28 protein-coding genes are annotated in these 26,707 nt (G+C 55.3%); 4 read left to right on the forward strand and 24 right to left on the reverse strand.

Features of this window, described 5'->3' with window-relative positions; translation table 11 throughout:
* The first annotated feature begins 141 nt into the window (after window positions 1-141).
* Window positions 142-3,588, forward strand: coding sequence for a transcription-repair coupling factor (gene mfd, locus AC4IBF_RS13445; protein ID WP_111965551.1), 3,447 nt, complete (start codon window positions 142-144; stop codon window positions 3,586-3,588).
* A 146-nt stretch (window positions 3,589-3,734) separates the two neighbouring features.
* Window positions 3,735-4,700 (forward strand): L,D-transpeptidase LdtC, encoded by a 966-nt coding sequence (gene ldtC, locus AC4IBF_RS13450; RefSeq protein ID WP_111965550.1) that lies wholly within the window; start codon window positions 3,735-3,737, stop codon window positions 4,698-4,700.
* Window positions 4,701-4,775: 75 nt separating this feature from the next.
* Here the strand turns inward: ldtC and bhsA are convergent, their stop codons facing one another.
* Window positions 4,776-5,033 carry a multiple stress resistance protein BhsA gene (gene bhsA, locus AC4IBF_RS13455; protein ID WP_023616599.1) on the reverse strand — a complete coding sequence of 86 codons (258 nt, stop codon included), beginning with the start codon at window positions 5,031-5,033 and terminating at the stop codon, window positions 4,776-4,778.
* Window positions 5,034-5,277: 244 nt separating this feature from the next.
* Between bhsA and AC4IBF_RS13460 the strand changes: the two genes are divergently transcribed.
* A complete protein-coding gene (locus AC4IBF_RS13460; protein WP_024909039.1) occupies window positions 5,278-5,913 on the forward strand; it encodes a TetR/AcrR family transcriptional regulator in 636 nt (211 codons plus the stop codon).
* A 60-nt stretch (window positions 5,914-5,973) separates the two neighbouring features.
* On the opposite strand, the gene AC4IBF_RS13465 is transcribed toward AC4IBF_RS13460, so the two are convergent.
* The 22 genes from AC4IBF_RS13465 to yceD all read right to left on the reverse strand — a co-directional run bounded on the left by AC4IBF_RS13465 (window position 5,974) and on the right by yceD (window position 24,634).
* A complete protein-coding gene (locus AC4IBF_RS13465; protein ID WP_133294172.1) occupies window positions 5,974-6,513 on the reverse strand; it encodes a glycine zipper 2TM domain-containing protein in 540 nt (179 codons plus the stop codon).
* A 193-nt stretch (window positions 6,514-6,706) separates the two neighbouring features.
* The gene (locus tag AC4IBF_RS13470) at window positions 6,707-8,011 is read right to left on the reverse strand and encodes an NAD(P)/FAD-dependent oxidoreductase (protein WP_127730402.1); all 1,305 of its coding nucleotides are present in this window, start codon (window positions 8,009-8,011) and stop codon (window positions 6,707-6,709) included.
* Window positions 8,012-8,249: 238 nt separating this feature from the next.
* The gene (ycfP, locus tag AC4IBF_RS13475) at window positions 8,250-8,792 is read right to left on the reverse strand and encodes an alpha/beta hydrolase YcfP (RefSeq protein WP_008500781.1); all 543 of its coding nucleotides are present in this window, start codon (window positions 8,790-8,792) and stop codon (window positions 8,250-8,252) included.
* 34 nt (window positions 8,793-8,826) lie between these two features.
* Window positions 8,827-9,852, reverse strand: a complete 1,026-nt coding sequence (gene nagZ / locus AC4IBF_RS13480) for a beta-N-acetylhexosaminidase (RefSeq protein WP_136195008.1) — start codon at window positions 9,850-9,852, stop codon at window positions 8,827-8,829.
* Between the two features lie 11 nt (window positions 9,853-9,863).
* The gene (gene thiK, locus AC4IBF_RS13485) at window positions 9,864-10,688 is read right to left on the reverse strand and encodes a thiamine kinase (RefSeq protein WP_136194686.1); all 825 of its coding nucleotides are present in this window, start codon (window positions 10,686-10,688) and stop codon (window positions 9,864-9,866) included.
* Complete coding sequence (lpoB, locus tag AC4IBF_RS13490; protein WP_197737691.1) at window positions 10,669-11,313, reverse strand: penicillin-binding protein activator LpoB; 645 nt, start codon at window positions 11,311-11,313, stop codon at window positions 10,669-10,671. The genes thiK and lpoB overlap by 20 nt, the downstream gene beginning before the upstream one ends.
* 13 nt (window positions 11,314-11,326) lie before the next feature.
* Window positions 11,327-11,701 (reverse strand): YcfL family putative periplasmic lipoprotein, encoded by a 375-nt coding sequence (locus AC4IBF_RS13495; RefSeq protein WP_111965547.1) that lies wholly within the window; start codon window positions 11,699-11,701, stop codon window positions 11,327-11,329.
* Window position 11,702: 1 nt separating this feature from the next.
* A complete protein-coding gene (hinT, locus tag AC4IBF_RS13500) occupies window positions 11,703-12,062 on the reverse strand; it encodes a purine nucleoside phosphoramidase (protein ID WP_491462909.1) in 360 nt (119 codons plus the stop codon).
* Window positions 12,063-12,309: 247 nt separating this feature from the next.
* A complete protein-coding gene (gene ptsG, locus AC4IBF_RS13505; protein WP_023311158.1) occupies window positions 12,310-13,743 on the reverse strand; it encodes a PTS glucose transporter subunit IIBC in 1,434 nt (477 codons plus the stop codon).
* A gap of 297 nt (window positions 13,744-14,040) precedes the next feature.
* Window positions 14,041-14,835, reverse strand: a complete 795-nt coding sequence (locus AC4IBF_RS13510; protein WP_252092735.1) for a metal-dependent hydrolase — start codon at window positions 14,833-14,835, stop codon at window positions 14,041-14,043.
* A 10-nt stretch (window positions 14,836-14,845) separates the two neighbouring features.
* Window positions 14,846-15,850, reverse strand: coding sequence for a DNA polymerase III subunit delta' (gene holB / locus AC4IBF_RS13515; protein ID WP_133294168.1), 1,005 nt, complete (start codon window positions 15,848-15,850; stop codon window positions 14,846-14,848).
* Window positions 15,847-16,488, reverse strand: a complete 642-nt coding sequence (tmk, locus tag AC4IBF_RS13520; RefSeq protein WP_133294167.1) for a dTMP kinase — start codon at window positions 16,486-16,488, stop codon at window positions 15,847-15,849. Before tmk ends, holB begins: the two co-directional genes overlap by 4 nt.
* On the reverse strand, window positions 16,478-17,500 hold the full coding sequence (gene yceG, locus AC4IBF_RS13525; RefSeq protein WP_111965543.1) for a cell division protein YceG: 1,023 nt from the start codon (window positions 17,498-17,500) through the stop codon (window positions 16,478-16,480). The genes tmk and yceG overlap by 11 nt, the downstream gene beginning before the upstream one ends.
* 2 nt (window positions 17,501-17,502) lie before the next feature.
* Window positions 17,503-18,312, reverse strand: a complete 810-nt coding sequence (gene pabC, locus AC4IBF_RS13530; RefSeq protein WP_491462910.1) for an aminodeoxychorismate lyase — start codon at window positions 18,310-18,312, stop codon at window positions 17,503-17,505.
* Window positions 18,313-18,432: 120 nt separating this feature from the next.
* Window positions 18,433-19,674 carry a beta-ketoacyl-ACP synthase II gene (gene fabF / locus AC4IBF_RS13535; RefSeq protein WP_032639670.1) on the reverse strand — a complete coding sequence of 414 codons (1,242 nt, stop codon included), beginning with the start codon at window positions 19,672-19,674 and terminating at the stop codon, window positions 18,433-18,435.
* A 91-nt stretch (window positions 19,675-19,765) separates the two neighbouring features.
* The gene (gene acpP / locus AC4IBF_RS13540) at window positions 19,766-20,002 is read right to left on the reverse strand and encodes an acyl carrier protein (RefSeq protein WP_003857954.1); all 237 of its coding nucleotides are present in this window, start codon (window positions 20,000-20,002) and stop codon (window positions 19,766-19,768) included.
* Between the two features lie 153 nt (window positions 20,003-20,155).
* Window positions 20,156-20,890 carry a 3-oxoacyl-ACP reductase FabG gene (gene fabG, locus AC4IBF_RS13545; protein WP_008500795.1) on the reverse strand — a complete coding sequence of 245 codons (735 nt, stop codon included), beginning with the start codon at window positions 20,888-20,890 and terminating at the stop codon, window positions 20,156-20,158.
* 12 nt (window positions 20,891-20,902) lie between these two features.
* Complete coding sequence (fabD, locus tag AC4IBF_RS13550) at window positions 20,903-21,832, reverse strand: ACP S-malonyltransferase (protein WP_111965541.1); 930 nt, start codon at window positions 21,830-21,832, stop codon at window positions 20,903-20,905.
* A gap of 15 nt (window positions 21,833-21,847) precedes the next feature.
* Window positions 21,848-22,801 (reverse strand): beta-ketoacyl-ACP synthase III, encoded by a 954-nt coding sequence (locus AC4IBF_RS13555; RefSeq protein ID WP_115874729.1) that lies wholly within the window; start codon window positions 22,799-22,801, stop codon window positions 21,848-21,850.
* A 6-nt stretch (window positions 22,802-22,807) separates the two neighbouring features.
* Complete coding sequence (gene plsX, locus AC4IBF_RS13560) at window positions 22,808-23,842, reverse strand: phosphate acyltransferase PlsX (protein ID WP_060568787.1); 1,035 nt, start codon at window positions 23,840-23,842, stop codon at window positions 22,808-22,810.
* A gap of 80 nt (window positions 23,843-23,922) precedes the next feature.
* Window positions 23,923-24,096, reverse strand: a complete 174-nt coding sequence (gene rpmF, locus AC4IBF_RS13565) for a 50S ribosomal protein L32 (RefSeq protein WP_003857964.1) — start codon at window positions 24,094-24,096, stop codon at window positions 23,923-23,925.
* Between the two features lie 16 nt (window positions 24,097-24,112).
* Window positions 24,113-24,634, reverse strand: a complete 522-nt coding sequence (gene yceD, locus AC4IBF_RS13570) for a 23S rRNA accumulation protein YceD (protein WP_014883375.1) — start codon at window positions 24,632-24,634, stop codon at window positions 24,113-24,115.
* A 140-nt stretch (window positions 24,635-24,774) separates the two neighbouring features.
* On the opposite strand from yceD, the gene AC4IBF_RS13575 reads away from it, so the two are divergent.
* Window positions 24,775-25,359 (forward strand): Maf family protein, encoded by a 585-nt coding sequence (locus tag AC4IBF_RS13575; protein WP_115874728.1) that lies wholly within the window; start codon window positions 24,775-24,777, stop codon window positions 25,357-25,359.
* Between the two features lie 66 nt (window positions 25,360-25,425).
* Here AC4IBF_RS13575 and rluC read toward each other — a convergent pair whose 3' ends face one another.
* Window positions 25,426-26,373: a 23S rRNA pseudouridine(955/2504/2580) synthase RluC gene (rluC, locus tag AC4IBF_RS13580; RefSeq protein WP_021240761.1), complete on the reverse strand. Its 948-nt coding sequence runs from the start codon at window positions 26,371-26,373 to the stop codon at window positions 25,426-25,428.
* Between the last annotated feature and the right edge of the window lie 334 nt (window positions 26,374-26,707).

Below are 26,707 nucleotides of genomic sequence, written 5' to 3' on the forward strand. Positions count from 1 at the left end.
CCGCCCCCGCTTCGGGGGCGTTTAGCCCTGCCGTGCGGTTACGATTTGCTTATGCAAAACGATCGAGGATAATAAAGACATTGCGTATCAGTGATATGCCCCAATACTGTTGGTATATCCATAAGAGACTCTGACATAGCCATGCCTGAACACTATCGTTATTCCTTGCCTGTCAAAGCGGGCGACCAGCGCCAGCTGGGTGAACTCACGGGCGCGGCGTGCGCCACGCTGGTGGCGGAAATCGCCGAGCGTCATCAAGGGCCGGTGATCCTGGTTGCCCCGGATATGCAAAACGCCCTGCGCCTGCACGATGAAATTCGCCAGTTCACCGATAATCTGGTGTTCAGCCTGGCCGACTGGGAAACGCTGCCCTATGACAGCTTCTCTCCGCATCAGGAGATCATCTCCTCGCGCCTGTCGACGCTCTACCAGCTTCCGACCATGCAGCGCGGCGTGCTGATTGTGCCGGTGAATACCCTGATGCAGCGCGTCTGTCCGCACAGCTACCTGCACGGCCACGCGCTGGTGATGAAAAAAGGCCAGCGCCTGTCCCGTGATGCCCTGCGGGCGCAGCTTGACGGGGCCGGCTATCGCCACGTCGATCAGGTGATGGAGCACGGGGAATACGCGACCCGCGGCGCGCTGCTCGACCTTTACCCGATGGGCAGCGACCAGCCGTATCGTCTGGACTTTTTTGATGATGAAATCGACAGCCTGCGCGTCTTCGACGCCGATACGCAGCGCACGCTGGAGGAAGTGGAGTCCATCAATTTACTGCCCGCGCATGAGTTCCCCACGGACAAAACCGCTATCGAACTGTTCCGCAGCCAGTGGCGCGATAGGTTCGAGGTGAAGCGCGACGCGGAACATATTTATCAGCAGGTCAGCAAAGGCACGCTGCCTGCCGGGATCGAATACTGGCAGCCGCTATTCTTTAACGAGCCGCTGCCTGCCCTGTTCAGCTACTTCCCAGCGAATACGCTGATTGTTAACACCGGCGATATCGACGCCAGCGCCAGCCGCTTTGAAAGCGAAACCCGCGCCCGCTTTGAAAACCGGGGCGTTGACCCGATGCGTCCGCTGCTGCCGCCGGAAGCGCTGTGGCTGCGTACCGACGAGCTCAACGCCGAGCTGAAGCGCTGGCCGCGCATGCAGCTGAAAACCGATTCGCTTGCCGACAAGGCCGCCAACACCAACCTCGCCTTCCGGACGCTGCCGGACCTGGCCGTCCAGGCGCAGCAGAAATCCCCGCTGGATAATCTGCGCAAGTTCCTGGAGTCCTTTACCGGCCCGGTGGTGTTCTCCGTTGAGAGTGAAGGCCGCCGCGAAGCTTTGGGTGAGCTGCTGGGACGCATTAAGGTGGCGCCGAAGCGCATCCTGCGCCTGAGCGAAGCGACCGGAAACGGCCGTTACCTGATGATTGGCGCCGCCGAGCACGGTTTTATCGACACGCTCAACAACCTGGCGCTGATTTGCGAAAGCGACCTGCTGGGCGAGCGCGTCGCGCGCCGCCGTCAGGACAGCCGTCGAACCATCAACCCGGACACGCTGATCCGTAACCTGGCCGAGCTGCATCCGGGCCAGCCGATTGTTCACCTGGAGCATGGCGTTGGACGCTATCAGGGGATGACCACGCTGGAAGCGGGCGGTATTAAAGGTGAATACCTGATGCTCACCTACGCGAACGACGCCAAACTGTATGTTCCGGTGTCGTCCCTGCATCTGATCAGCCGCTACGCGGGCGGTGCCGAAGAGAACGCGCCGCTGCATAAGCTGGGCGGCGACGCCTGGGCGCGCGCGCGCCAGAAGGCCGCGGAAAAAGTGCGCGACGTGGCCGCCGAGCTGCTGGATATCTACGCCCAGCGCGCGGCCAAAGAGGGATTCGCCTTTAAGCATGATAAGGAACAGTATCAGCTGTTCTGCGACAGCTTCCCGTTTGAAACCACGCCGGATCAGGCTCAGGCTATTAACGCCGTGCTGAGCGATATGTGCCAGCCGCTGGCAATGGACCGTTTAGTGTGCGGCGACGTCGGCTTCGGTAAAACCGAAGTGGCGATGCGCGCCGCCTTCCTTGCGGTGGAAAACAACAAGCAGGTGGCGGTGCTGGTGCCGACCACCCTGCTCGCTCAGCAGCACTTCGACAACTTCCGCGACCGCTTCGCCAACTGGCCGGTACGCATCGAGATGCTGTCGCGTTTTCGCAGCACCAAAGAACAGACGCAGATCCTCGAACAGGCAAGCGAAGGCAAAATCGATATTCTGATCGGCACCCACAAGCTGCTGCAAAGCGACGTGAAGTGGAAAGATCTGGGGCTGCTGATCGTCGACGAAGAGCACCGCTTCGGGGTGCGCCATAAAGAGCGCATCAAAGCGATGCGCGCCGACGTCGACATCCTGACCCTGACCGCAACGCCGATCCCGAGAACCCTGAACATGGCGATGAGCGGCATGCGCGATCTGTCGATTATTGCCACGCCGCCGGCGCGCCGTCTGGCGGTAAAAACCTTCGTCCGCGAGTACGATAATCTGGTGGTGCGTGAGGCAATACTGCGTGAAGTCCTGCGCGGGGGTCAGGTCTATTACCTGTACAACGACGTGGAAAACATCCAGAAAGCGGCCGACAGGCTGGCGGAGCTGGTGCCGGAAGCGCGCATTGCTATCGGTCACGGGCAGATGCGCGAGCGCGAGCTGGAACGGGTGATGAACGACTTCCACCACCAGCGCTTTAACGTGCTGGTGTGCACCACTATCATCGAAACGGGGATCGACATTCCGACGGCGAACACCATCATTATTGAACGCGCGGATCACTTTGGTCTGGCGCAGCTTCACCAGCTGCGCGGCCGCGTCGGGCGTTCGCACCATCAGGCTTACGCCTGGCTGCTGACGCCGCATCCGAAAGCGATGACCACCGACGCGCAAAAGCGTCTGGAAGCCATCGCCTCGCTGGAAGACCTCGGCGCAGGCTTCGCGCTGGCCACGCACGATCTCGAGATCCGCGGCGCCGGCGAGCTGCTGGGTGAGGACCAGAGCGGCTCCATGGAGACCATCGGCTTCTCGCTCTATATGGAGCTGCTTGAGAACGCGGTTGATGCCCTGAAGGCCGGTCGCGAGCCGTCGCTGGAAGATCTCACCAGCCAGCAGACCGAGGTCGAGTTGCGTATGCCTTCCCTGCTGCCGGACGATTTCATTCCGGACGTGAATACCCGACTGTCGTTCTACAAGCGCATCGCCAGTGCGAAGACGGAAAACGAGCTGGAAGAGATTAAGGTTGAGCTGATCGACCGCTTTGGTCTGCTGCCCGATGCGGCGCGAAATCTGCTGGATATCGCGCGCCTGCGCCAGCAGGCGCAGAAGCTGGGCATTCGTAAGCTCGAAGGCAACGAAAAAGGCGGCGTGATTGAGTTCGCGGAGAAGAACCACGTCAACCCGATGTGGCTGATCGGCCTGCTGCAAAAACAGCCGCAGCATTTCCGTCTGGATGGCCCAACGCGTCTGAAATTTACCCAGGAGCTGACGGAGCGCAAAACCCGCATGGACTGGGTGCGTAACTTTATGCGCCAGCTGGAAGAGAACGCGATCGCCTGACCTCCCTTCCCCCGTTAGCCCAGCGCTAACGGGGGACAATTTACAAACTCTTTGCACTTCACCCGATCTTCCCGACACACCCATTCGCCATAATTATCGTAACGCCTTATAAAACAATAAACTTATCATTTGCATGGATTATGGTGATGATGACCTCTTCGCGTTTTACTCGCTGGTTAACCCTGATTGCGCTGGCAGCCACCGTCGCGGTGGCGCTTCCCGCTCGCGCAAATACCTGGCCCCTTCCTCCGCCCGGCAGCAAGGTGGTGGGTGAAAACCGCTTTCATGTGGTTGAAAATAATGGCGGTTCGCTGGAAGCCATTGCCAAAAAATATAACGTCGGTTTTCTGGCTCTGCTGCAGGCGAACCCCGGCGTCGACCCGTACGTCCCGCGCGCGGGCAGCGTATTGACAATCCCGTTACAGACTATCCTTCCGGACGCCCCGCGCGAGGGGATCGTGATAAACCTGGCGGAGCTACGCCTGTACTATTATCCGCCGGGTAAAAATGAGGTGACTGTCTACCCGATTGGTATTGGTCAGCTGGGCGGCGACACCCTGACGCCGACGATGGTCACAACCGTCTCGGATAAACGCGCGAATCCAACCTGGACCCCGACGGCCAATATTCGTGCCCGTTATAAAGCTCAGGGCATCGATCTTCCGGCCGTGGTGCCAGCAGGCCCGGATAACCCGATGGGTCACCACGCAATCCGTCTGGCGGCCTACGGCGGCGTTTACCTGCTGCACGGAACGAATGCGGACTTTGGCATCGGCATGCGCGTCAGCTCCGGCTGCATTCGTCTGCGCGATGACGATATCAAAACGCTGTTTAACGTCGTTACGCCGGGTACCAAAGTGAATATTATCAATACGCCGATTAAGGTTTCTGAGGAGCCGGGCGGAGTGCGGCTGGTTGAAATTCATCAGCCGCTATCGAAAAACATTGGCGACGATCCTCAGACGCTGCCCATTAACCTGAATGCCGCGATGGTAAGCTTCAAAACGAATGCGAATACCAACAGCGAGGTGATGGAGCGCGCAATGGAGGCCCGCTCAGGCATGCCGACCGATGTCACCCGGCATCACGATGTTGCCCAGCAGTCGATGTAAATCAGAAATAAAAAAACGCCCTGCTCAGCAGGGCGTTTTCTATTGCAGTGGCATAAATGAGGGTTTATGCCCGGCTTATTTGTAGATGACGGCGGTGCCGTGCAGGGTGTTAGGACCGGTCACAGAGGTGATGCGGTAAGATTTTGCACCCATCTCTTGCGCTTTTTGCGCCAGCTGATCTTCCAGGGAACCCAGGTTAGTCCCGGCAGAGGCAGAGATCGTCCCGACTTTATGCTGGTCAGCAGGGGTGGATTGCACCTGTACAGCAGCAAAGCTTGCGAAAGAGAGTGAACTCAGAACAGCGGCAGCGATGAGGGTTTTTACGTTTTTCATGATGTTTACCTTTAGCAGATGAATTTGGAGGTCGTTAATCATTTAGTTAACGATCGATAGGTAAATCATAAATGTGATCCACATCACGCGTCAACACAATTTTATAATGGTCGTTAACTTAATTTTAAAGTCGTTATTTTTCATACTCATATGATTAATTTATTTTTAAGCATTCAGCGCTGGTGGTGACTTGCGTTTATTTTTATAATGGTCATTCAACAAACCAACAGAGGACCAACGGCACATGACAACCGACGTCACGAGTTGTGCGAAGAAAAGCCGTGGCCGACCAAAAGTGTTTGACAGGGATGCAGCGCTTGATAAGGCCATGACTCTCTTCTGGCAACATGGGTATGAAGCAACCTCGCTTTCCGATCTGGTAGAAGCTACCGGAGCAAAAGCGCCGACGCTGTATGCCGAATTTACCAATAAAGAGGGGCTGTTCAGGGCGGTGCTGGACAGATACATTTCGCGCTTTGCGGCGAAACACGAAGCCCAGCTGTTTTGTGAAGAGAAAAGCGTCGAACAGGCGCTTCGGGATTATTTCACCGCCGTCGCGACCTGCTTCACCAGTAAAGAGACGCCTGCGGGCTGCTTTATGATTAATACCTCTGCCACCCTGGCGGCGTCCTCTAAAGAGATTGCCAATACGGTGAAATCGCGGCATGCCATGCAGGAGGAGACGCTTAGCGCATTTCTGGCTCAGCGCCAGCAGCGCGGTGAAATCCCTGCCCAGTGCAACCCACAGCTGCTGGCGCAATACCTGAGCTGTATTTTGCAGGGGATGTCGATCAGCGCCCGTGAAGGGGCTACGCTGGAAAAACTGCAGAATATAAGCGAAACCACGCTGCGGCTGTGGCCTGAGCTACTGAAAATCTGAAGCAAAAAAAAAGCTCCTCAGCCTGAGCGCATGAGGAGCTAAATTCAGAGAACATCTTTTTTACACTTTGTTATTCAGAACCAGCTGGCCATTTCCATCCAGTGGAATTTGCGTGCCCGGGTCTTTATCCATGCGGATTTTGCCCTGCTGATCGCCAATTTTATACGTCACGTCATAGCCCAGCATTTTTTCCGACTTGTCATAGACGGTTTTGCAGCGCTGCTGAGTCGTGGTGTAGGTATCGTTATCCTGCATCGCGCCCTGCACCTGGTTACCGGCATAGCCGCCACCCAGCGCGCCGACCACGGTCGCCACATCTTTACCCCGGCCGCCGCCGAACTGGTGACCAATCACGCCACCCGCTACCGCGCCCAGAACAGAACCGGCAATGCGGTTCTCATCCTGCACCGGACGACGATGCGTCACGGAGACGTTACGGCACTCCTGACGAGGCGTTTTTACCGTTTCTTTAATCGGTGTAGCAGAAACCACCTGCGCATAATGCGGGCCGCGATCTAATACGTTGAGACTGGCAACGGCAGCCACACCTAACGCAGCCGCGACGCCAATCCCTATACCCGCCAACATTGATTTATTCACGGGACTTCCTCCTTTGTTGCTATTGGTAACAATTTTGCAATGGAGGCACGGCTTCGCCAATCAGATAAAGGATCAAAAAAGGGGCGTTCAGAGGAGATATATTGTATTTAGGAGAACTCTTAAGCACTCAATCTGTGATCTACAGCATGAAATGCTAAAAACTCCCTCCGGAGAGCCCGGAGGGAGTGAAAGATTAGTGCAGCTTCAGACGCGGACGGATCACGCGGTTGATTCTGCCGACCAGCATCATCAGCCCGGTTTTGAAATAGCCGTGCAGCGCAATCTGGTGCATACGATACAGGGAGATATACACGAAGCGGGCAATGCGCCCTTCTACCATCATCGAGCCGCGCATCAGGTTACCCATCAGGCTGCCGACGGTAGAGAAGTTTGACAGAGACACCAGAGAACCATGGTCTTTGTAGACATAGGCCTTCATTGGCTTGCCTTTGTACTGCGCCAGAATGTTGTGCAGGACCAGGCTTGCCATCTGGTGTGCGGCCTGCGCGCGCGGCGGCACAAATCCACCTTCAGGACGCGCGCAGGAGGCGCAGTCACCGATAGCAAAGATTTCAGGGTCACGCGTGGTTTGCAGCGTCGGCTCCGTCACCAGCTGATTGATGCGGTTGGTTTCCAGGCCGCCGATATCTTTCATAAAGTCAGGCGCTTTGATGCCGGCCGCCCAGACCATCAGATCCGCTTTGATATACTCGCCGTCTTTGGTGTGCAGGCCGCCTTCGTCGGCGCTGGTCACCATGGTCTGCGTCAGCACCCGCACGCCCAGCTTGGTGAGTTCATTGTGCGCCGCACCGGAAATACGCGGAGGCAGCGCAGGCAGAATGCGTTCACCGGCTTCGACCAGCGTGACGTTCAGCGCTTCATTCGTTAATCCTTTGTAACCGTAGCTGTGCAGCTGCTTCACCGCATTGTGCAGCTCCGCAGACAGCTCAACGCCCGTCGCACCGCCGCCGACAATGGCGATATTCACCTTACCGTTCGCACCCATATTGCTGGTGTACTTCAGAAACAGGTTCAGCATTTCCTGATGGAAACGACGCGCCTGGTGCGGGTTATCGAGGAAGATACAGTGCTCTTTCACGCCCGGCGTGTTGAAGTCGTTGGAGGTACTGCCCAGCGCCATGACCAGCGTGTCATACGCCAGTTTACGCTCGGGAACCAGCAGCTCCCCTTTTTCATCGCGCAGCTCTGCCAGGGTGATGGTTTTGCTTTCACGGTTGATGTCCACCACCGAGCCCAGCTGGAACTGGAAATGGTGGTTGCGCGCGTGCGCCAGATAGCTGAGCGCGTCCACGCCCTCGTCCAGAGAGCCGGTCGCCACTTCGTGCAGCAGCGGTTTCCACAGGTGGCTGTGGTTACGATCCACGAGCGTGATTTTGGCTTTTTTACCGCGACCCAGCTTCTTGCCCAACTGTGTCGCCAGCTCCAGCCCGCCAGCACCACCGCCTACAATCACTATCTTTTTCAATGGCGTAGTCAACGTGACCCCCTCAAATTATTAACCAATTGTTAATTAAAAGTTATAAAAATAACCCTTAATTAACAACAGGTTACAGCACTGAAACCATTCAGGTGCATTGAGAATACCACGTCAGGCGCATTGGTCATACCAAAATTGATATGCATCAAGTTTTGATGGCTTAAAAGTAGACAATTCTGGTCAAAAAGAAAGCCCGGCACGCTTTCACGGCCGGGCTTCGACGCCTGCAGGCAAGGAATTAACCCAGCGTTTTAAATGCTTTGATACGCTGCAGGTGCGGGGAGATGTTTTTGAACTTGTGGGTCTGTTCTTCGTCCCAGACAATTTCGTAATAATGATGCAGCAGCTCTGCCGCCCGGTGGCTGTTGAGCGCCTCATCGTTACGCGACAGGATCACCAGACAGCGGTCACGGTTTTTCTCACGAAAATTACTCACGCACTTGGTTGCAATATCGACATACTCTTCCGGGCGGTCAATTTTGCCTTCCATGTTCTCGTTCGGGAACAGGTTAGGATTGAATACTACCTGACGGATGTCGCACAGGAAGCCAATGCGCTCCGCCCAGTAGCCGCCCAGCCCCACGCCGCAGATCAACGGGCGATCGTCGACGTTGAGCTGCAACATCTTGTCTACCTCTTTGAGCAGATGCTGCATATCGTGCTTCGGATGGCGCGTGCTGTAGCTGATCAACCGTACATCCGGATCGATAAACTGCAGCTGCAGCACCTTCTCATGATTACCAGGGCTGTTTGAGTCAAAACCGTGTAAATAGATGATCATCGTCTTCTCACCACGCTACGCCTTCCGGGAGGGTTTACAGGCTGGCTTTATGTGCCTGCCAGCGCTCATTCAGGTCTTCAAGCCGGGCGTTGACCGTCTTCCAGCGCGCCGAATCCATCAGCTCCTGACGGCTAAATGAACCTTTATGATACAATTTTGTAACACGCTCAGCTTTGATCGGCGACAGGTTATCCAGCACGCTAACGGCACCTTTACGATTATTGCAGACCAGGATCATATCGCAACCTGCATCCAGCGACGCCTGACCGCGCTCAGCGTAGCTGCCCATGATCGCCGCCCCTTCCATCGATAAATCATCAGAGAAGATCACGCCATTGAAGCCCAGCTCCTGACGCAAAACGGTTTTCAGCCAGTGCGGAGAGCCGCTGGCAGGGCGCGGGTCAACGTCGCTATAAATCACGTGCGCAGGCATGATGGCATCAAGCTTGTTGTCGGTGATAAGCGACCTGAACACCGACATATCTTTGGCGCGAATTTCCGCTTCCGGGCGCGGATCGCGAGGGGTCTCTTTATGCGAGTCCGCCGTCACGGCCCCATGGCCCGGGAAGTGTTTGCCGGTGGTTTTCATTCCGGCTTCGTGCATGCCGTCAATGAACCGGGTCGCCATGGTCAGCGCAATACGCGGATCGTCATGGTACGAGCGCTCGCCAATGGCGGCGCTGATATGCCCCACGTCCAGAACCGGGGCAAAACTGATGTCGATATCCATGGCAATCATTTCGCTAGCCATCAGCCAGCCGGCCTCCTGCGCCAGTTTCCCGCCCTCTTCCGTGCCGAGCAGCGCGGCAAAAGACTGGGCTGCCGGCAGGCGGGTAAATCCTTCGCGAAAACGCTGCACGCGTCCGCCTTCCTGATCGACGGCGACCACCAGATGGTTGCGCGACGCGGCGCGGATCTGACGCACCAGCTCACGCAGCTGCGCCGGATCGTGATAGTTGCGGGTAAACAGGATAAGCCCCCCCACCAGCGGATGCGCCAGAATTTCACGCTCCTCCGCATCCAGCTCAAACCCTTCTACATCCAACATGACTGGACCCACATCCACCTCTCTTATCCTTTAGTTTGTAACTGACGCCAGGCATCGTCTGCCAGCGCAATAAATTGTTTGTCTCTGGACTGCCGATAGCGCATTTCAAACCAGCCAGCCATTAACATGACGACCCAGGGTCGCCAGCGTTTAACCTGACGCTTCAGCGCGTCGGCGTTAATGTGTGCTACCTGGGCGTAGTCCATGATGAGCATCTGCCGCGCGGCTTCACTCTCCGTCCAGACGGCCGCCAGCTCCAGCGCCACATCGCCATCTCCGGCATATTCCCAGTCGATAAGCCTGATGCCCGCTGACGTATGCACAATATTTCCGGCATGAACATCCATGTGCAGCGGCGAGAGCCGTATCGGCTGCGGCTCGCCCGTTTTATGCAGCCGCTTGAGATGCGCCAGCCACATTGGGGTGCGCCTGTCAGGCAGGGCCTGCTGCCAGTAGTGTTCAAGCAGCGGGAATAACGTAATTCGCCATCCCAGACGTGGCTGCTGGTGCAGATGATACAGCATCGCCGCGAGCACAGGCGTGTCCGGCAGCGCGCTTTTAACATCACCTTCCAGATAGTCGACGGCCATCCAGCCCTGTCTGAAAAAACGAGGGGCAGGCACGAGATCTGACGGTAGACGCCTCAGGGCGCGAAACTGACGACGGAAATGGGAGGCAGGCGCATCGGGGTCATGGTTTTGCCGCAAGACCAGACGTTGTTCGCCCTGCGCTATAATGCAACTCGCGCCGCCAAGCCCGGAATGGGCCTGCGGCGCGATAAGGCGGTACTGAGGAAAATAGCGCGTCAGAATCTCTTCAAGCGTGCTGTCATTGTTGCGTAACCGCACCTTTACCTGACCAGATAATTTCGCCTGTCTGAACCAGCATCAGCTGCATCTGCAGGGCTGGTGTATTCACGTTACCGGTGGCGTTAGAGTAAAGCACATACTGTGCGCCAACGTTACGGGCAATACCGATCGCCTTGCTGCGGGTACCGAGGCTATCCTGCGGCGAAAGGCCCAGCTGCTGTTTGGCTACCGCGAGCTGTTGAGCCGAGACCAGCGTAAACTTACCGTTGTTTGCCAGGGCATTGCGCAGAGTTTCCGTCGCTTCACCCGCATTCAGCGAACCGTTGGTACGGTTGTTCACGCTATCAACCAGCAACACGCTACCTGCCGTCACGCCCTGTGCCTGCAGCATTTTGCCGACCATGGGCTGCATTGCGCCGTTCCAGTCGTAATGACGCACGCGCGGCGTGGGTTGTGACGTCTGGTCCGGATGTTCAATCGGGCCTGGCTGTGACGGAATAGACGGCACAGACGGCACGGTTGGCTGCTGCTGCGTTGGCGGCGTCGGCTGTTCAGTGCCCGGTTTCGCCTCTTCCACAGGCGCTGGCTGTTCAGTTCGGGTCACACACCCTGCCAGGAACAGAGCGAAAGCTGTCACGAGCGCATAGCGGCTCAAATTTTTAATCAAGGTTCACCCCTCAGAGATAAAGATAAAGTCTCACCTTATGTGCACCCAGATAGTTGGCGCTGCCATAGAGCGTTACCGACGACCTGGCCGGAATCGTGACGCTGCGAGGCGCCTCCAGCGGATGCATTTCAAGACCTCTTACGTCATACCAGAAAAAACGGTAGTGGACCGTCACAGGTTCATGTCTTTCATTAAAGAGCGTAGAGGAGGCAGATGAGTTGATTTCACTGATAGTCAACGCGGGCTGTTGCGCAGTGATGCCCGCGGCAAGCACGGAGGATTCCATGACCAGCGTCTGTTCATCATTCACGGGGATCGCCGGGCGTGAGCTACACCCAACAATCATCATCGTCATTATCAGCGCTGCAATACGCCCTTTAAGCATGTCAAAGACCTTTATGTACCAGCATCGGTCCCAGAGGACGTCCACCCAGCAGATGCATGTGAATATGATAAACTTCCTGGCCACCGTGACGGTTGCAGTTCATGATCAGACGATAACCGTCTTGTGCAATGCCTTCCTGTTCAGCGATTTTCGCGGCCACCGTCAGCATACGACCTAACGCCACTTCATGCTCGGTTTTTACGTCGTTTACAGTCGGAATCAGAATATTGGGAATAATAAGGATGTGCGTCGGGGCCTGAGGGGAAATGTCCCGGAAAGCCGTCACCAGTTCATCCTGATAGACGATATCCGACGGAATTTCGCGGCGGATAATTTTACTGAAAATCGTTTCTTCAGCCATGACCTTTTCCTTTTTTGTTTAATCTGGCGCAATGCGTCCGCTGTAAACACACTCCCGGGATCGGTGTGTGACACAATGCAAGAGTATGAGCGAGTTTCTCCTGTCCTTTCAACCTCCTCCCTCGATTTCTTTCCTGAATGTTCATCAGCTGACTGAAGAGTGACCGCTCTTGTGCCTCAGTGGCGTTTTTTAAGACACAAATAAAAAAGGCAGCCATTCGGCTGCCTTAGTCTCCCCAGGTCACAACTTAGTTGCTGCGGATGTACTCATCCATTTCGGTTTTCAGGTTATCGGATTTGGTACCGAAGATTGCCTGTACACCAGAACCTGCAACAACTACGCCCGCTGCGCCCAGTTTTTTCAGACCCGGCTGGTCTACTTTCGCTACGTCGGCAACGCTCACACGCAGACGAGTGATGCACGCGTCCAGGTTAGTGATGTTCTCTTTACCGCCGAACGCTGCGACCAGTGCCGGAGCCATTTCGCTGGTAGCGCCAGCTTTGCTGTCTTCTGTCGCATCTTCACGACCCGGAGTTTTCAGGTCCAGTGCTTTAATCAGCACGCGGAAGATGGTGTAGTAAACAACGGCATAGCACGCACCCACGATAGGGAACAGCCACAGTTTGCTGCTGTTACCGGACAGAACGATGAAGTCGATCAGGCCGTGAGAGAAGGACGTACCGTCACGCATACCCAGCAGGATACAGATTGGGAACGCCAGGCCCGCCAGAATCGCGTGGATAACGTACAGGATCGGCGCAACGAACATGAAGGAGAACTCGATCGGCTCGGTGATACCGGTCAGGAACGAGGTCAGCGCTGCGGAGATCATGATACCGCCCACTTTTGCACGGTTCTCTGGCTTAGCAGAGTGCCAGATAGCAATCGCCGCTGCTGGCAGACCGTACATTTTGAACAGGAAGCCACCAGACAGTTTACCTGCAGTTGGGTCGCCCGCCATGTAACGTGGGATATCGCCGTGGAATACCTGGCCTGCTGCGTTGGTGAATTCACCAATCTGCATCTGGAAAGGAACGTTCCAGATGTGGTGCAGACCGAATGGCACCAGGCAACGCTCGATGAAGCCGTAGATACCAAACGCCACGACCGGGTTCTGGTAAGCAGCCCACTGAGAGAAGGTCTGGATAGCAGAGCCGATTGGTGGCCAGATGAAGGAAAGGATCACGCCAGTGAAAATCGCTGCCAGACCAGAAATGATCGGAACGAAACGCTTGCCCGCAAAGAAGCCCAGATACTCAGGCAGCTTGATGCGATAGAAGCGGTTAAACATATACGCTGCAATCGCACCGGAGATGATACCGCCCAGAACACCGGTGTCTGCCAGGTGTTTCGCGGCGATCTCTTCTGCCGGTAAATGCAGAACCAGCGGCGCAACAACAGCCATGGTTTTCACCATGATGCCGTAGGCAACCACTGCAGCCAGCGCAGAAACGCCGTCGTTATTGGTGAAGCCCAGAGCCACACCGATCGCGAAGATCAGTGGCATGTTAGCAAAGACAGAACCGCCTGCTTCGGCCATCACGTGGGACACTACGGCTGGCAGCCAGCTGAAGTTAGCAGAACCGACACCCAGCAGGATACCTGCGATAGGCAGTACGGATACTGGCAGCATCAGCGATTTACCGACCTTTTGCAGGTTAGCAAATGCATTCTTAAACATAATTGAGAGTGCTCCTGAGTATTTGTGCTTTTTTTACGCTTTCACGCATTGGCCCGGGGGGAGTACCGTGCCGTGGACAGGACATCTAAGCGCCCTTTATTTATTACACAGAGTAAAATAATTCCCTCTGAGTTTGTTTGACGGCTATCACGTTTCAGCTTAAGGCGGTCGAAAAACTTTCAGTTATTTACAAAAAGCATGTCCGGATGTGTCTAAAAACACCCTCACCGCCCCAAATGAGGCGGTGAACTTTACTCGCTTTACTTATTAATTACGAGCCTAAAAAAAACAGGTGTATCAGACAGATTGCAGGCGGGCGGGGTCAATATGGAACAGCGCGGAGAAGTTTTCCGTCGTCACGCGGGCCAGCTCATCGATACTGACGCCCTTCAGAACGGCCATGTACTCAGCCACATCTCTGGTCATTGCGGGCTGGTTCTCTTTACCGCGATGCGGTACCGGTGCCAGGTACGGAGAATCTGTCTCCACCAGAATGCGATCGAGCGGAACATAACGTGCAGCATCACGCAGCTGCTCAGCGTTACGGAACGTCACGATCCCCGAAAACGAGATATAAAAGCCTAAATCAAGCAGCTTACCCGCCGTTTCTCTGTCTTCTGTGAAACAGTGTAGTACGCCACCGCAATCCGTCACGTTTTCTTCCCGGAGGATCGCCAGCGTATCCGCACGTGCATCGCGGGTGTGGACGATAACCGGCTTATTCAGTTCACGGCCAATGCGAATATGGTTGCGGAAGGACTCCTGCTGGCGAGATTTGGTTTCCGGCGTGTAAAAATAGTCCAGACCGGTTTCGCCCATCGCCACCACGCCCTCTTCTGCTGCCAGGCGGCGAAGATCCTCAACGTCGTAGGCCTCTTCCTGATTCAGCGGGTGCACGCCGCAGGAGAACACCACGTTATCGCGAACGCCCACCAGCTCACGCATGGAGCGATAGCCCGGCAGCGTCGTCGCCACCGCAAGGCAAAATTTCACATCGCGGGCAGCGGCTTTTGCCAGCACGTCATCCACGTTTTCATGCAGGGATTGATAATCCAGGCCATCAAGATGGCAGTGTGAGTCGACTAAAAACATAATGTCTCTCTCAGAGATGGGAAACAGGCGGTGTGACGCCGGGTTGCAGGTAATGTTCGATACGCAGTAACTGGTCGGTCAGTAAAAGCTCGCGATTAAGCCCCGTTACGGTTAAAAGCTGTTCACGGCTTTGGCAAATTTCATGAAGCATAGCGTGAAGAACCGTCCCTGAGAGGCGGTTCGCCAGCGTATTCACAAGCGGCCACGCATCCGGGTTGGTCAAAAGCGTTGCCCCTTGCTGGATTTTGAGCGCATCCAGCAGCAAGGAGGCCAGCCAGTGCAGCCGATCAACGGCCCGATCGCTGTTAAGCGCAGGCAGTAAACTTAGCCAGTCGTGGTTATTCAGTGCCGTTTCGATGGCACGGCAGAGCGTTTCTCGCTCTGACCAGACGTCAGGCTGCAGTAATGCCAGCGCCGCCGCAGGCGCGCCGCTGCTCAGGCGCAAGGCGGACAGCGCGCTCTCAGGTGACGTTGTCACCTCTCGTTCCAGCCAGCTCAGCGCCCACGATTCCTGAGGAACCGCAAGGTGATGAAGACGACAGCGGCTACGCAGCGTCGCCAGTAATCGTCCCGGATCGCGGCACGAGAGGAAAAACCACGTTTTCACCGGTGGCTCTTCCAGGGTTTTCAGCAGGGCATTAGCGGCCGCCTCGGTCAGCTGCGTGGCGTCTTTAAGCCAGACCACTTTAGCGCCGCCCAGCCGCGCGTGTTCATACAATTTTTCACTGACTTCCCGCACGGCATCGATACCCAGCGCGCTTTTACCCTTCTCAGGCTCAAGGGTGTAGTAGTCAGGATGTGTACCCGCCTGCATCAGCTGGCAGCCGCGGCATTTGCCGCAGCTCTTATGCCCTTCCGGCTGCTGGCACATCAGAAAACGGGTGATGGCATAAATCAACGCGTCATCGCCCATTCCCGGCAATGCCTGAATCAGTAACGCATGATGCCCCCGCCCCGCCTGATAGCTGCCGATCAGCTGTTCAAAGTGCGGGCGCAACCATGGATACCATTTCATGCCTGCTGCTCCTGCACCCACTGCGTCACGGTTTGCTGAATGTCACGCGTGACGTCGTCCAGGGATTGCGTCGCATCGATGGTACAAATTGAGCTGTCCTGTGCGGCCAGTTCAAGATAGCGCGCACGGGTGCGGTTAAAGAAATCAAACGACTCTTGTTCTATGCGGTCCAGCTCGCCGCGCGCGCGGGCACGCTTGAGGCCCACTTCCGGGGTTACATCCAGATAGAGCGTCAGGTCGGGGCGAAAATCTCCCAGTACGGCATTACGCAGCGTTGCCAGCATGGTCTGGTCGATGCCGCGTCCGCCGCCCTGATACGCCTGAGTCGACAGATCGTGACGGTCACCGATCACCCACTTACCCTCGGCCAGGGCGGGTTTGATCACCGTCTCAACCAGCTGCACGCGCGCCGCGTAGAACATCAGCACTTCGGCTTTGTCAGTGATAACTTCGTCGCCGACGGATTTAATATCCAGCACCAGGCTGCGCAGCTTTTCAGCCAGCTGCGTGCCGCCCGGCTCACGGGTAAACACCATGTCCGCCACGCCAAGTGATTTGAGCGTATCCACTACCACGTTGCGGGCAGTGGTTTTACCCGCCCCTTCAAGTCCCTCAATGACAATGTATTTACTGCGCATTTTTTTCCTTAAGTGCCTTCAGATAGTCCTGAACAGAGCGGTTGTGGCTGGCAAGGTTGGTGTTAAAGGTGTGCCCCCCTTTTCCATCAGCCACAAAATAGAGATACGGTGTTTTAGCCGGATGCGCGGCTGCTTTTAGCGACGCCTCGCTCGGCGTGGCAATCGGGCCTGGCGGTAAACCGCTAATCACGTAGGTATTATACGCCGTTGGCGTCTCCAGATCTTTTCGTGAGATCTTGCCGGCGTAGCTCTCGCCCATGCCGTAGATAACGGTAGGATCGGTTTGCAGACGCATGCCGATACGCAGACGGTTGATAAACACCGACGCCACCCGATCGCGCTCGGCGGCAACGGCGGTCTCTTTCTCAATGATCGAGGCCATGGTTACGAACTGGTTCTGATCGCTGTAAGGCAATCCTTCCATTCGCCCCTGCCAGGCGGCATCCACTGCGGCGACCATTTTTTTGTGCGCCCGCTTAAGGATGGCCACATCGGTCGTGCCTGCCGTGTACATCCAGGTGTCTGGCCAGAACCAGCCTTCCACCCATTCCGGATGCTCAAGCTTCAGCGCTTCTGCTACCGTCTGATAGCTATCGTCTTTTAACGTATGTTTGATATACGGCGCATCGCGCAGCTGTTTAAGGTAATCGCTCAGGCGCATCCCTTCCACAAACCGCAGAGGGAACTGGGCTTCTTTGCCGCTTTCGAGCAGCTGCAGCATCTCTCTGACGGTCATTCCAGGCGTAAAGCGATAGGTCCCGGCTTTGAAATGTGACAGCTCAGGCTCCACGCGCAATAACCACTGGAAGACCCGTGGACGATTAATAATCTTGTCGCCATAGAGCTGTTCCCCAAGCGCCTGACGGCCGGTTCCCGCTTTCAGGGTAAAGATCGTTTCGTCTTTAACCAGGATCTTGCTGTCAGCCAGCTGGCGAACTTTCCATACGCCTGCTCCGCCAGCGATGCCCAGCGCGACGATGAGGATAAGGACAAAGCGCAACATTTTTTTCATGACTATCTGATTTGCTCACATATCGGGGCTAAAAACTGAAACAGCTCGCGCGAGGACCAGCGTTGTTGGCCATACGCACGGACGGGTACAACAGGCATCAGCGCGTTGCAGATGATGACTTCATCTGCGGCCTTTAGCGCGGTTTCTCCTGCACTAACTTCGACAACGCGAAAGCCAGAGCGTGCCAGCTGTTCCAGACAAAACTGACGCATTAACCCATTTACGCCAGCGTGTTCCAGCGACGGAGTGAACACCTCTCCTCCCTGCCGCCAGAGTAAATTAGCCGCACAGCATTCCGTAATGAACCCTTCGCTGTCAAGAACCAGCGCCTCATCGGCGTCCGCCTGTTCAAGATGAGTACGAATGAGCACCTGCTCCAGGCGATTGAGATGCTTAAGCCCGGCCAGCATCGGGTTTCGTCCCAGTCGCACCGGGCTCAGCGTCAGCGTGACGCCGTCTTCTCGCCAGCGAGAGTAATGCGCGGGATAAGCAGATACGGAGAGGATTCGCGTTGGGTTGAGACATGATGCAGCGCTATACCCCCGGCCACCACTGCCGCGGCTGATGATAACCTTGAGTACGCCGCTGTGCTTCTTTGACGCGAGCTGGCACATTTCCTGACGTAAGGTGTCCCAGTGCGTAAAGGGGATCATTAGCTTTTCACAGCCATGCTGCAGGCGTCGAATATGCGCCTCCAGCAGGCAGACATCGCCATCCAGAATGCGCGCCGTCGTAAAGCAACCATCACCGAACTGTATCGCCCTGTCGCTGGCAGGCAGCGTGTCCTGCTCAAGGCCATTGATTAAAAACATGGTGGCTCCTTATGCGTGGGCGTTTAGTCTGGCAGGATGTCATGCAGCCGACAAGAAGATTAGCCTTAATAAAAAAGGCCCGGCAAGCGGACCTTTTTAAAAGCTATCGGGAGGTCAGGATCAGATCTTTTTGAAGATCAGAGAACCGTTGGTGCCGCCGAAGCCGAAGGAGTTACACAGGGTGTACTCCATACCGCTAACCTGACGCGCTTCGTGAGGAACGAAGTCCAGATCGCAACCTTCATCCGGGTTATCCAGGTTGATGGTTGGCGGAACAGCCTGATCGCGCAGCGCAAGGATGGAGTAGATTGACTCTACTGCACCCGCCGCGCCCAGCAGGTGACCGGTCATGGACTTCGTGGAGCTCACCAGTACGCGGCTGGCAGACTCGCCGAAGATAGATTTAACCGCCTGAGCTTCAGCTTTATCGCCTGCAGGAGTAGACGTGCCGTGCGCGTTAACATAGCCAATCTGAGCCGGGGTAATACCCGCATCACGGATTGCGTTTTCCATCGCCAGCGCAGCACCTGCACCGTTCTCCGGAGGAGACGTCATGTGGTACGCATCGCTGCTCATACCAAAGCCAACGACTTCAGCATAAATTTTCGCACCGCGTTTTTTCGCGTGTTCGTACTCTTCCAGTACGATCATGCCCGCCCCGTCGCCCAGCACGAAGCCGTCACGGTCTTTATCCCACGGACGGCTTGCCGCCTGCGGGTTATCATTACGGGTAGACAGCGCACGGGCTGCGCCGAAACCGCCAACACCCAGCGGGGTACTGGCTTTTTCAGCACCGCCGGCAACCATAGCATCTGCATCGCCGTACGCAATAATGCGCGCGGCCTGGCCGATGTTATGTACGCCAGACGTACAGGCGGTCGCGATAGAAATGCTTGGCCCACGCAGGCCGAACATGATGGTCAGGTGACCCGCCACCATATTAACAATCGTGGACGGAACGAAGAACGGGCTGATCTTACGCGGGCCGCCATTCATCAGAGATGTATGGTTTTCCTCGATCAGGCCAAGACCGCCAATCCCGGAGCCGATAGCGGCGCCGATACGGGTTGCGTTCTCTTCCGTAATCTCAAGGCCAGAATCCTGCATGGCCTGAACGCCAGCGACAATTCCATATTGAATGAAGGCATCCATCTTGCGCTGTTCTTTGCGCGAGATGATCTCTTCACAGTTAAAATCCTTTACTAAGCCAGCAAATTTCGTTGCATAGGCGCTAGTATCGAAATGGTCGATTAGGCTGATGCCGCTCTGACCGGCAAGGAGAGCTTTCCAGGTGGACTCTACGGTATTGCCGACAGGAGACAACATGCCAAGTCCGGTCACAACTACACGACGCTTAGACACGTTTGTCCTCCAGGGAGGGATAAAAAAAGAGATTCGTGGGACTAAAAAAGATAAAACTCAGGCGGTCGAATGACCGCCTGGAGATGTTCACTTACGCCTGGTGACCGTTGATGTAATCAATGGCAGCCTGAACGGTGGTGATCTTCTCAGCTTCTTCGTCCGGAATCTCAGTATCAAACTCTTCTTCCAGAGCCATTACCAGCTCAACGGTGTCAAGAGAATCTGCGCCCAGGTCTTCAACGAAGGAAGCGGAGTTCACAACTTCTTCCTGCTTAACGCCCAGCTGTTCGCCGATAATTTTCTTAACGCGTTCTTCGATAGTGCTCATACTCTTAAATTTCCTATCAAAACTCGCTTTCGCGATGGTTTTCGTAGTGTATAAAATGTTGAAAAATTTGCAACTAAATCCCGGCAGTTCTTACCACGATTTTACGTTATTTTGAGGCCTTTTACCCAAATAACGCAAATTTTTTTATCGTGGTTAAACCATATACATCCCGCCGTTGACGTGGAGGGTCTCACCAGTGATGTAACCCGCTTCGTCAGAGGCTAAAAATGCAACCGCACTGGCGATTTCTTTAGGGTCGCCAAGACGACCCGCCGGAACTGCCGCCAGCGTACCCGCACGCTGCTCATCAGTCAGCGCACGCGTCATGTCCGTTTCAATAAAGCCCGGAGCAACAACGTTTACCGTAATACCGCGGGACGCAACTTCACGCGCCAGCGACTTACTGAAACCAATCAGACCTGCTTTCGCCGCAGCGTAGTTAGCCTGACCAGCATTTCCCATGGTACCTACCACAGAACCGACAGTGATAATACGACCATGACGCTTTTTCATCATAGCGCGCATTACCGCTTTTGACAGACGGAATACAGATGACAGGTTGGTTTCGATGATATCGTTCCACTCGTCGTCTTTCATTCGCATTAACAGGTTATCGCGAGTGATCCCGGCATTGTTTACCAGAATATCCACTTCGCCAAACTCTGCGCGAATATTTTCCAGAACAGATTCGATAGATGCAGGTTCAGTCACATTCAGTACCAGACCTTTACCGTTTGCACCCAGATACTCGCTGATGGCCTGAGCGCCATTCTCGCTGGTTGCTGTACCAATCACCTTCGCGCCGCGCGCAACCAGTGTTTCAGCAATTGCACGCCCGATACCGCGGCTTGCGCCAGTGACCAGGGCGATTTTTCCTTCAAAACTCATGGTATTCCTCTTTTATTGCGAGAGTGCCGCTGACATCGCTTCCGGCTCGTTAATCGCCGAGGCTGTCAGGGTGTCAACAATACGTTTTGTCAGACCGGTGAGGACTTTACCTGGGCCGACTTCATACAGATGCTCAACGCCCTGTGCGGCCATAAACTCAACGGTTTTGGTCCACTGTACCGGGCTATAGAGCTGGCGAACCAGCGCGTCACGGATAGCTTCCGGCGCGGTTTCGCATTTCACATCGACGTTGTTCACGACAGAAATCGTCGGTGCGTTAAAGGTAATTTTTTCCAGCTCAACCGCCAGCTTCTCGGCAGCAGGCTTCATCAGCGCGCAGTGAGACGGCACGCTGACAGGCAGCGGCAGCGCACGCTTAGCGCCCGCTGCTTTACAGGCCGCACCGGCACGTTCAACCGCTTCTTTATGACCTGCGATAACCACCTGACCGGGCGAGTTGAAGTTCACCGGCGAGACAACCTGGCCTTCAGCAGATTCTTCACACGCTTTTGCAATTGCAGCATCATCCAGACCGATAATGGCAGACATGCCGCCCGTGCCTTCCGGCACCGCTTCCTGCATGAATTTACCACGCAGTTCCACCAGACGTACCGCGTCAGCAAACGCGATCACGCCGGCGCACACCAGCGCAGAGTATTCACCCAGGCTATGGCCTGCGAGCAGCGCTGGCGCTTTACCGCCCTGCTGCTGCCAGACGCGCCACAGCGCAACAGATGCGGTCAGCAGCGCTGGCTGGGTCTGCCAGGTTTTGTTCAGCTCTTCGGCCGGCCCCTGCTGGGTCAGCGCCCATAAATCATAACCCAGTGCATCAGAAGCTTCACGGAAAGTCTCTTCAATGACCGGATAGTTTGCTGCCATTTCAGACAACATCCCAACGGTTTGAGAGCCCTGGCCCGGGAACACAAAAGCAAATTGCGTCATTTTTTATTCCTTATCCTAGAAACGAACCAGCGCGGAACCCCAGGTGAACCCGCCACCGAAGGCTTCAAGCAAGACCAGCTGGCCCCGTTTGATTCGTCCATCGCGTACCGCTTCATCAAATGCGCACGGTACCGACGCCGCAGAAGTGTTGCCGTGACGATCCAGGGTCACAACAACGTTATCCATCGACATGCCCAGCTTTTTCGCGGTCGCGCTGATGATGCGCAGGTTCGCCTGATGCGGCACAAGCCAGTCGAGCGAGGAACGCTCAAGGTTATTCGCTTCCAGCGTTTCATCAACGATGTGTGCCAGCTCAGTCACCGCCACCTTGAACACCTCGTTCCCTGCCATGGTCAGGTAAATCGAGTTGTCCGGATTAACGCGATCGGCGTTAGGCAGAGTCAACAGCTCGCCGTAGCTGCCATCAGCATGCAGATGCGTAGAGATGATACCCGGCTCTTCGGACTGCCCCAGCAGCACCGCGCCTGCGCCATCACCAAAAATAATGATCGTTCCGCGATCGGTTGGATCGCAGGTGCGCGCCAGCACGTCAGCACCGATCACCAGCGCATATTTAACGGCACCAGATTTCACGTACTGATCGGCAACGCTCAGCGCATAGGTGAAGCCTGCGCACGCTGCAGCGACGTCAAACGCCGGACAGCCTTTAATGCCGAGCATGTTTTGCACCTGGCACGCTGCACTTGGGAATGCATGCGTGGCAGACGTCGTGGCGACCACGATCAAACCAATCTGTTCTTTATCAATGCCCGCCATTTCGATAGCACGCTGTGCGGCTTCGTAACCCATGGTCGACACGGTTTCGTCTGGCGCGGCAATACGACGTTCACGGATACCTGTGCGCGTGACAATCCACTCGTCAGACGTATCTACCATTTTTTCCAGATCGGCGTTGGTACGCACTTGTTTTGGCAGGTAGCTGCCGGTACCTAAAATCTTCGTATACATGTACGCTCAGTCACTTTTAGCTAATACAGATTCCAGGCGAGCGGCAATCCGCTGAGGGACTTGTCGCTGCACCGCCTGCACTGCCTGTTCAATCGCGACAGCAAATGCTCGCTGATTGGCGGCGCCATGACTCTTAATCACGATGCCGCGCAATCCTAACAGACAGGCGCCATTATACTGGTCGGGGTTGAGGTGACTGAATCGCCGCGTCAGGCTCTTTTGTAGCCAACGCTTCAATAAAATCAGCCACCAGGCGCTTTTTTTGCCTTCTCCCTGAGATTTCAGCAGAGAAAGAAACATGCGCACGACCCCTTCCATGGTCTTCAACGTGACGTTTCCGGTGAAGCCATCGCACACCAGAACATCCGTTTTACCCGTCAACAACTCATTGGCTTCGAGATAACCAATATAGTTGATGGAGGGAACCTGTTTGAGCAATTCAGCCGCTTCGCGAATGCTGTCCAGGCCTTTGGTCTCTTCTTCACCAATGTTCAGTAACGCAACACGGGGAGTGTTGATCCCGACAACTTCTTCTGCCAGCACCGATCCCATCACGGCAAACTGTGCCAGCATAGTACTATCACAGTCGACGTTAGCGCCTAAATCGAGCACCACCGTCTTGCCCTTCTGCTGATGCGGTAATACCGTCACCAGCGCCGGGCGCTCAATACCTTCAATAGGTTTGAGCAGTAATTTCGACAGCCCCATCAGCGCGCCAGTATTCCCCGCGCTAACGCAAGCCTGGGCTCGCCCTTCTTTCACCAACTCCAGCGCTATCCGCATAGAGCTGCCACGACTGTTGCGAATAGCCTGCGAGGGTCGGGCATCACTGGCAATAACTGACTGCGCAGGAATAATCTGCAGACGCGAACGTTGTTCAAAGTCAGCTTTTGCGAGTAATGGCGTGATTGCGTCGGGATTGCCGACTAAAAGAAGTGTGAGTTGCGAATTAGAATTTAGTGCCTGCAATGCTGCAGGCACTGTCACGGAAGGGCCAAAATCTCCCCCCATGACATCTAACGCCAGGGTTAGACGTGTCAAGGTATCGTCGCAGCCTGGTTCGGTAAATTCCCCGTTTACACGGGGAAATCCTCACTAAGCCTAATCACGCTTGCGCGTGATTACTTAGTGATAACCTTGCGGCCACGGTAGAAACCGTCAGCGGTGATGTGGTGACGCAGGTGTTTCTCACCAGAAGTCTTGTCTACAGACAGGCTGGTAACTGCGGTCAGCGCGTCATGGGAACGACGCATGCCACGTTTGGAACGGGTTGGTTTATTCTGTTGTACGGCCATGGACCTTACTCCTCAATTACTTACGCTTTAAGCTGGCTAATACGGCAAATGGGTTTGGTTTTTGCGCTTCATCAGGCAGTTCCCCAAAGACCATGTCCGCCTCGGACACTTCACAGTGTTCAGAATCATGCACCGGAACTACTGGCAAGGTGAGGATGATTTCATCTTCAACCAGAGCCAGAAGATCGATTTCACCGAATTCGTTAACCTCAATCGGCTCATACGCTTCCGGGAGTGCTTCAGCCTGTTCGTCAGAACGGACCGGACTGAAACAATACGTTGTGTGAACATGCTGTACAAACGGTTTCCCGCAACGCTGACACTCGAGCGTTACCGTTACCTTCGCATCACCGGTTAAAACGGCGAGACGCTGGTTGTCGATAGCGAACGACATGGAGCATTCTACATCACTGTCCACACTGACTACGGATTCGGCAATACGCTCAGCCTGATCGGAAGTATAGATACCTTCATAATCGAGGCGTTTTTGAGCCGTACGAACCGGATCAAGAGTCAGGGGTAATTTTACCTTTTGCATAGGGCGCGCATATTAACTTTGTAACGTCATAGAGTCAAAGAAAAAGGCAACCAGAGCTGCCTTTTGCCAATTATTCGCACACATTGCGGCCTGTAGTTTAAAATGGCTGGCATCGATACGCTATATCTGGTGATAAAAATATGCCAAATCTCGTCCTTGCTTCCACGTCTCCCTATCGCCGAATGCTGCTGGAAAAGCTCGGGATCCCGTTTGAATGCGCCGCGCCAGAGGTTGATGAGACGCCACAGCCGGGTGAATCACCGCGTCATCTGGTGACGCGTCTCGCTAAAGAGAAAGCGCAGTCGCTGGCAGCACGTTATCCCGCACATTTGATTATAGGCTCCGATCAGGTTTGCGTACTGGACGGCGAAATCACCGGCAAGCCCCATACGGAGGAGAACGCCTGCCAGCAGCTTCTACGTGCACGAGGCAGTATCGTGACCTTTTATACCGGCCTGGCGCTTTACAACTCCGCTTCCGGTCATCTGCAAACTGAATGCGAACCGTTCGACGTGCACTTCCGCCATCTCAGCGAGCAGGAGATTATGGATTATGTGCGCCGTGAGCGACCGCTGAACTGCGCGGGGAGCTTTAAAAGTGAAGGATTGGGGATTGCACTTTTCGACAAGCTGGACGGTCGGGATCCCAACACCCTGGTGGGGTTACCGCTAATTGCCCTGTGTCAGATGTTAAGACGAGAAGAGTGTAATCCGCTGACGATGTGACTGGCACGTTGCGGCCTGATGCCCTCACCCGCCCCCTCTCCCACAGGGAGAGGGAGGAAGGCAAAATCAGCCGCGCAAAACCTTAAGACAGCGTTTCAGCTGCTCATCCAGCGGCGCTTCAATACGGATCACTTCACCGGTATTCGGATGGGTAAACTTCAGCGCTGCCGCATGCAGGAACAGACGCGACAGCCCCGTTCCCGCCAGCTGCTTATCAAACTCGCGGTCGCCATAGCGGTCATCAAACGCAATTGGATGCCCTGCAAACTGCGTATGCACGCGGATCTGGTGGGTGCGGCCGGTGACCGGACTGCAGCGCACCAGCGTGGCAAATTCATAGCGCTCTTCAACCTTAAAGCGCGTCTCAGACGGTTTCCCTTCCTGGCTCACGCGGACAATACGCTCACCGCTTTGCAGAATATTTTTCAGCAGCGGCGCCTGCACCACTTTAACATGGGACTGCCACTGGCCGCGCACCAGCGCCAGATAGTCTTTCTGCATCCCTTTTTCACGCAGCTGTTCATGCAGAGAACGCAGCGCGGAACGCTTTTTCGCCACCAGCAGAACGCCAGAGGTGTCGCGGTCAAGACGATGCACCAGTTCAAGGAAGCGCGCTTCCGGGCGCAGGGCTCGCAGCCCTTCAATCACCCCGAAGCTCAGACCGCTACCGCCATGAACAGCCGTCCCTGACGGTTTGTTCAGCACCAGAATGTGGTCGTCTTCATAAAGGATCACATCACTCAGGGCCGCCACTTTCTGTAGCTTCGGTGATACGGTCTCTTCTTCACGCTCTGCCACGCGCACCGGTGGAATACGCACTTCGTCACCGGCTTCGAGTTTGTACTCGGGCTTCACGCGTTTTTTGTTAACCCGCACCTCGCCCTTACGCAGAATGCGGTAAATCATGCTCTTTGGCACCCCTTTTAGCTGGGTGCGCAAAAAGTTATCGATACGCTGCCCCGCTTCATCTTCGGCGATGGCAACCATTTTTACGGCTGGAGTCTCTGTTTTCATGGTTGGCGATTCTAAATATCGCCAGCCATTAGCGCCACTCATTTTTCTATGCTTATATTTACTTTTATCCGGCCTGCTACCCGTTTCGCGCAACCGATTTGGTGGTTATTAAACCAATCGCCATTCTGAAGTGAAGAAACTGTGAGTAACCGGGTGATAATTGGTAAAAGTCATCTTGCTATAACCCGGCGAGCAGTGGAATAATGAGGCTGTTTTCCGTGTTAAATCCTGGTTAAGTAAGGATGTTGACGGAATGACCAATTTTGTCTGACCGATCATCCACGCAGCAATGGCGTAAGACGTATTGATCTTTCAGGCAGTTAGCGGGCTGCGG

The organism is Enterobacter sp. Taxon_8 (genome assembly GCF_058354585.1).

Bases quoted from the DNA above. Each gene is read 5' to 3' on its own strand.
- yceD (WP_014883375.1), bottom strand. From the start codon at position 24,634: ATGCAAAAGGTAAAATTACCCCTGACTCTTGATCCGGTTCGTACGGCT.
- bhsA (WP_023616599.1), bottom strand. From the start codon at position 5,033: ATGAAAAACGTAAAAACCCTCATCGCTGCCGCTGTTCTGAGTTCACTC.
- tmk (WP_133294167.1), bottom strand. From the start codon at position 16,488: ATGCGCAGTAAATACATTGTCATTGAGGGACTTGAAGGGGCGGGTAAA.
- pabC (WP_491462910.1), bottom strand. From the start codon at position 18,312: ATGTTTTTAATCAATGGCCTTGAGCAGGACACGCTGCCTGCCAGCGAC.
- acpP (WP_003857954.1), bottom strand. From the start codon at position 20,002: ATGAGCACTATCGAAGAACGCGTTAAGAAAATTATCGGCGAACAGCTG.
- AC4IBF_RS13555 (WP_115874729.1), bottom strand. From the start codon at position 22,801: ATGTATACGAAGATTTTAGGTACCGGCAGCTACCTGCCAAAACAAGTG.
- holB (WP_133294168.1), bottom strand. From the start codon at position 15,850: ATGAAATGGTATCCATGGTTGCGCCCGCACTTTGAACAGCTGATCGGC.
- hinT (WP_491462909.1), bottom strand. From the start codon at position 12,062: ATGGCTGAAGAAACGATTTTCAGTAAAATTATCCGCCGCGAAATTCCG.
- AC4IBF_RS13495 (WP_111965547.1), bottom strand. From the start codon at position 11,701: ATGCTTAAAGGGCGTATTGCAGCGCTGATAATGACGATGATGATTGTT.
- rluC (WP_021240761.1), bottom strand. From the start codon at position 26,373: ATGAAAACAGAGACTCCAGCCGTAAAAATGGTTGCCATCGCCGAAGAT.
- AC4IBF_RS13510 (WP_252092735.1), bottom strand. From the start codon at position 14,835: ATGTTTTTAGTCGACTCACACTGCCATCTTGATGGCCTGGATTATCAA.
- rpmF (WP_003857964.1), bottom strand. From the start codon at position 24,096: ATGGCCGTACAACAGAATAAACCAACCCGTTCCAAACGTGGCATGCGT.
- AC4IBF_RS13460 (WP_024909039.1), top strand. From the start codon at position 5,278: ATGACAACCGACGTCACGAGTTGTGCGAAGAAAAGCCGTGGCCGACCA.
- fabD (WP_111965541.1), bottom strand. From the start codon at position 21,832: ATGACGCAATTTGCTTTTGTGTTCCCGGGCCAGGGCTCTCAAACCGTT.
- fabG (WP_008500795.1), bottom strand. From the start codon at position 20,890: ATGAGTTTTGAAGGAAAAATCGCCCTGGTCACTGGCGCAAGCCGCGGT.
- yceG (WP_111965543.1), bottom strand. From the start codon at position 17,500: ATGAAAAAAATGTTGCGCTTTGTCCTTATCCTCATCGTCGCGCTGGGC.
- mfd (WP_111965551.1), top strand. From the start codon at position 142: ATGCCTGAACACTATCGTTATTCCTTGCCTGTCAAAGCGGGCGACCAG.
- ptsG (WP_023311158.1), bottom strand. From the start codon at position 13,743: ATGTTTAAGAATGCATTTGCTAACCTGCAAAAGGTCGGTAAATCGCTG.
- ldtC (WP_111965550.1), top strand. From the start codon at position 3,735: ATGATGACCTCTTCGCGTTTTACTCGCTGGTTAACCCTGATTGCGCTG.
- AC4IBF_RS13575 (WP_115874728.1), top strand. From the start codon at position 24,775: ATGCCAAATCTCGTCCTTGCTTCCACGTCTCCCTATCGCCGAATGCTG.
- ycfP (WP_008500781.1), bottom strand. From the start codon at position 8,792: ATGATCATCTATTTACACGGTTTTGACTCAAACAGCCCTGGTAATCAT.